Consider the following 3960-nt stretch of genomic DNA (forward strand, 5'->3'; position numbering starts at 1 on the left):
GTACAGCTCACCGATACGTTTCAGGGCTTCTTCTGCTGTCGCTGTGTGAGTGCTTGTATAGACATCATGGATTTTTCGGCGGGCATGGGCCCAACATGCGGCTTCTGTCAGCGGCCCTCCTTCACGTTCCGGACTGAACAACCGATCGTAGCCTGCGAAGGCATCCGCCTGCAGCACACCATGATAGTGGCGAAGGTGTTGCTGAGGATGTTTTCCCTGCCGGTCTGGCGAGAAGGCGAACCATGCCGCTGGCGGATCTGATGAACCTGCGCTTCTGTCGTCACGTACATACGTCCAGATACGCCCGGTTTTCGTCTTCTTTCTGCCCGGTGCAAGCACCGGAACCGGAGTGTCATCCGTATGCAGTTTGTGGCAGTCCATCACGTAGTGGTAAAGAGCCTCATCCAGCGGGGCCATTAACCGGCAACAGGCATCCACCCAGTTGGAGAGCAGAGCCCGGCTCAGATCCACGCCCTGACGGGCAAAGATTTCGCACTGGCGATACAGCGGCAGGTGTTCGCAGTATTTGGCCGTTAACACGCGGGCCAGCAGACCCGGCCCGGCGATACCCCGATCGATGGGACGTGATGGCGCAGGTGCTTCAACGATACAGTCACATCGGGTGCAGGCCTTTTTCACCCTGACCGTGCGGATCACTTTCAGGGCGCTGGAGACCAGTTCCAGCTGCTCCACGCTGACTTCACTGAGGTACGCCATACCGCTGCCGCATTCCGGACAGCTGGTTTCCGCAGGATCCAGCCGATGTATCTCGCGGGGAAGGTGTGCCGGTAACGGGCGACGATGGCGGGACTGACGTAACTGCCGAGGTACCTGCGGATCGTCTTCCCGTCCGTTGTAGCGATCGCTTTGCTGCTCCTGCTGTTTCAGCAGGGCTTCGGCTTCTTCAACCTGTCGGCGAATTTTTTCGGAGCGGGTACCGAACAACATTCGACGCAGTTTTTCTATCTGTGCCCGCAGATGCTCTATCTCGCGCTCTTCGTTCTCTATTTTCTCTTCTGCGCGGGCCAGTGCAGAACGCAGGAACGACTCAGTCTCTGCAACGAGACTGAGCTGACTGTCTTTCTGGCGAAGCGTGTCTTCCAGCGCAGCGATACGGGCGAGATAGTCCTGACTCATGACCCCATTTATAATGCGATCATGCTCTTTTTACAACATTGTCAGTGAGTTAAGGCGGGGTATTTTTGGCTGGCGCCAGTCCAGCTTATCAAGGAGCATGGCAAGTTGTGAGCGGGTGATCGCGATTTTGCCGTCGCGTACAGCAGGCCAGACGAACTGTCCCTCTTCCAGGCGTTTGATAAACAGGCACAGACCATGAGCATCAGCCCAGAGTATTTTCACGGTATCGCCACGGCGTCCCCGGAAGATAAACAGATGGCCGGAGAAGGGATCCTCATCCAGAACGTGGTGTATCTGTTCGCCCAGCCCGTTGAAGGATTTACGCATATCCGTGGCCCCGGCGACCAGCCAGATGCGGGTGCCTGACGGGAGGGATATCATTGTGTCCTCCCGGTCAGTTCGCGGATCAGCACAGTCAGCAACTCTGACGACGGGTTCTCCAGCGTCATTTTGCCGTGGCGGAACTCAACATGACAGGAAGTGGCGCTGGCGTGAGCGGAGGAGAACGTACACAGAGTGTCATTCTCTGCTGCGGGCAACGGGTCGTTGATAACGTCGACGGACAACAGAGTCGGAGAAGCCGGAAGAGATTGAGGTACCACCGGCCCCACGATAGTTGCAGGCATTCGACGAGAGATTCGCCCCTCTCTCTGCCAGAGGCGTAGCCACTTAAAAATGAGATTATTATCAACGCCATGTTCCCGCGCCAGTTGTGCGACGTTGGCATCTGGTCGTGAAGCCAGTTCGACCATCCGAAGTTTGAAGTCACTGGAATAGACGGTACGCGATTCAGTTCGCCAGTTGGCAGCATTTTCCATGAACAGAACTCCTTCTAAATTAGACGGAGCTCTAAGCTAGCGATCCCGGGACTGGAATCACAGGCGGTAGTGACTTGACGCTTACGCTTAGAGCAAGCTGCCCGAGAGAAAAATACTCATATCATCGGTAGCTATACCAATCGCTGTGGGACAGATCCACTCTACGTGGGCTATAGCGTAACGGGGGTGGGCTATCAGGTGCAGTACGCCATTGACCAACTAGAGAAACACACTTGGCAACCGGGCTATAAAGCCTTTGGCCTGGCGATGGGGTCGGAGGCATCAGACATGGTTGTTTGCAGCTCAACGCCTGAGATCGATGCCAAACTCAAACAGATTAAACAGGATATTCAAAGCGGCAAAATTCACGTGCTGGAAGGATAGTGAGTATGGCTGACACGCTCGCAGTACCGATCCCCGCGCTGTCGTTGCAGGGCATTGATAAATATTTTGGTTCGTTTCAGGCGCTGTCCAATGTCACTTTGGATCTGTTGCCTGGCGAAGTTCACTGCCTGCTCGGTGAGAATGGGGCAGGTAAGTCAACGCTGTGTAACGTTATTTTTGGCGTCCATCAGCCTGACAGCGGTGTGATGCTGCGGGCGGGTAAGCCCTACCCCCCCACAAAGCCCCAAGATGCGCTGTTATCTGGAATTGCAATGGTGCATCAGCATTTTAGTCTCGTGGATAACGTCACAGTACTCGATAACCTACTGCTAGGGCAGGTTAAAGGCTGGATCAACGCCGATCAGCAGCTTCAGCGTATTATGCAAACGCTACAGAGTCTGGGCCTCGATCTCAATTTACAGGCCATTGTTTCCACATTATCGGTCGGTGAGCGGCAGCGGGTGGAGATCGTCAAATGCTTACTACGTCAGCCGAGTGTGTTAATCCTCGATGAGCCGACGGCCGTATTGCTCCCAACTGAGATCGATGCGCTGCTGTCGGTGTGCGAACGCGTAGCGCAGCAAGGATGTGCGGTGGTGCTGGTGACGCATAAATTGGCTGAAATTCAGCGTATTGCCTCTCGAGCTACGGTATTACAAAGCGGCAGAGTCGTGAGGACCTCTGCGCAACCCGCCCTGGAGATCGATCGCCTCGTCCGAGCGATGATTGACCGTCCAGGGCAGGAGCATGCATCGGCATGGACACCTGAGCCCAATGGGCCACAGGCGAAGCGCTATGCCTTGAGTGAAGAGGTACTGCAGCTCAATGGCCTGACCGTGCGCGATTCTCTGGGCGTCACGCGGTTAGATAATTGCACACTGGTCGTCAATCGGGGAGAGATTGTCGCTATTGCCGGAGTGGAGGGTAATGGACAGAGTGAACTGGGTGCAGTGCTGGCCGGTATGCAGCCGGTCAGTAATGGAAAGATGTATGTCGCAGGCAAGGATTTGACCGGCGCAACGCCTCGGCAAATTACCCTGGCGGGAGTAGGTATTGTGCCGGAAGATCGCCATGCACTGGGGTGTATTACCGACATGAGCCTGCTGGAGAATTTGTTGCTGAACCATCGAGAACGATATGCCCGTTGGGGATTTTTACAGCGGGGTAAAATGCGTGAACAGGCCCAAGCCCTGATTACCCTTTTTGATATTCGCGCGGCAGGTATGGACGTCTCTTTTGGTGGATTATCCGGGGGTAATCAGCAAAAAGCGGTACTGGCACGTGAATTAACGCTTGATCCTCTGGTGTTGCTGATGGCGGCCCAGCCGACGCGTGGCTTGGACGTCGGGGCGGTGGCGGCGGTATATCGCCATATCACCGCGGCTCGGGATCGCGGTGTCGGTGTATTACTTATCTCCTCGGAACTCGATGAAGTTCTAGCTGTGGCAGATCGCGTGGTGGTGTTTTATCGCGGAAAAATTATGGATACCAGTCTGTATGGACAACACGATCGTGCGGTCATTGGGGCTTGGATGGCGGGGCAAGCAGCATGAATACGTTTTTAACTGTTACCAACGGTGCAAAACTGATCCACCCCAGCGGTTGAAAATTGATCCAGGGG

Annotated in this window: 5 protein-coding genes; 2 read left to right on the forward strand and 3 right to left on the reverse strand. The window is 55.2% G+C overall.

What is annotated here, in order from left to right; genetic code table 11:
* The 3 genes from ABLU50_RS16000 to ABLU50_RS16010 form a co-directional block, all read right to left on the reverse strand.
* The coding region (locus tag ABLU50_RS16000; RefSeq protein ID WP_348864853.1) for an IS66-like element ISKox1 family transposase at positions 1-1137 on the reverse strand (1137 nt) is incomplete at its 3' end.
* A gap of 30 nt (positions 1138-1167) precedes the next feature.
* A complete protein-coding gene (gene tnpB, locus ABLU50_RS16005; RefSeq protein ID WP_102004667.1) occupies positions 1168-1518 on the reverse strand; it encodes an IS66 family insertion sequence element accessory protein TnpB in 351 nt (116 codons plus the stop codon).
* Positions 1515-1955: a transposase gene (locus ABLU50_RS16010; protein WP_004189163.1), complete on the reverse strand. Its 441-nt coding sequence runs from the start codon at positions 1953-1955 to the stop codon at positions 1515-1517. Before ABLU50_RS16010 ends, tnpB begins: the two co-directional genes overlap by 4 nt.
* A 198-nt stretch (positions 1956-2153) precedes the next feature.
* Here ABLU50_RS16010 and ABLU50_RS16015 point away from each other — a divergent pair, with 198 nt between their 5' ends.
* Positions 2154-2339, forward strand: a complete 186-nt coding sequence (locus ABLU50_RS16015) for a hypothetical protein (protein ID WP_204787281.1) — start codon at positions 2154-2156, stop codon at positions 2337-2339.
* A gap of 5 nt (positions 2340-2344) precedes the next feature.
* Positions 2345-3892 (forward strand): ABC transporter ATP-binding protein, encoded by a 1548-nt coding sequence (locus ABLU50_RS16020; protein ID WP_080465962.1) that lies wholly within the window; start codon positions 2345-2347, stop codon positions 3890-3892.
* The last annotated feature ends 68 nt before the right edge of the window (positions 3893-3960 follow it).

This window comes from Klebsiella sp. GG_Kp173, from assembly GCF_040062415.1.
GTDB lineage: Bacteria > Pseudomonadota > Gammaproteobacteria > Enterobacterales > Enterobacteriaceae > Klebsiella > Klebsiella quasipneumoniae.

Bases quoted from the DNA above. Each gene is read 5' to 3' on its own strand.
- tnpB (WP_102004667.1), bottom strand. From the start codon at position 1,518: ATGATATCCCTCCCGTCAGGCACCCGCATCTGGCTGGTCGCCGGGGCC.
- ABLU50_RS16010 (WP_004189163.1), bottom strand. From the start codon at position 1,955: ATGGAAAATGCTGCCAACTGGCGAACTGAATCGCGTACCGTCTATTCC.
- ABLU50_RS16020 (WP_080465962.1), top strand. From the start codon at position 2,345: ATGGCTGACACGCTCGCAGTACCGATCCCCGCGCTGTCGTTGCAGGGC.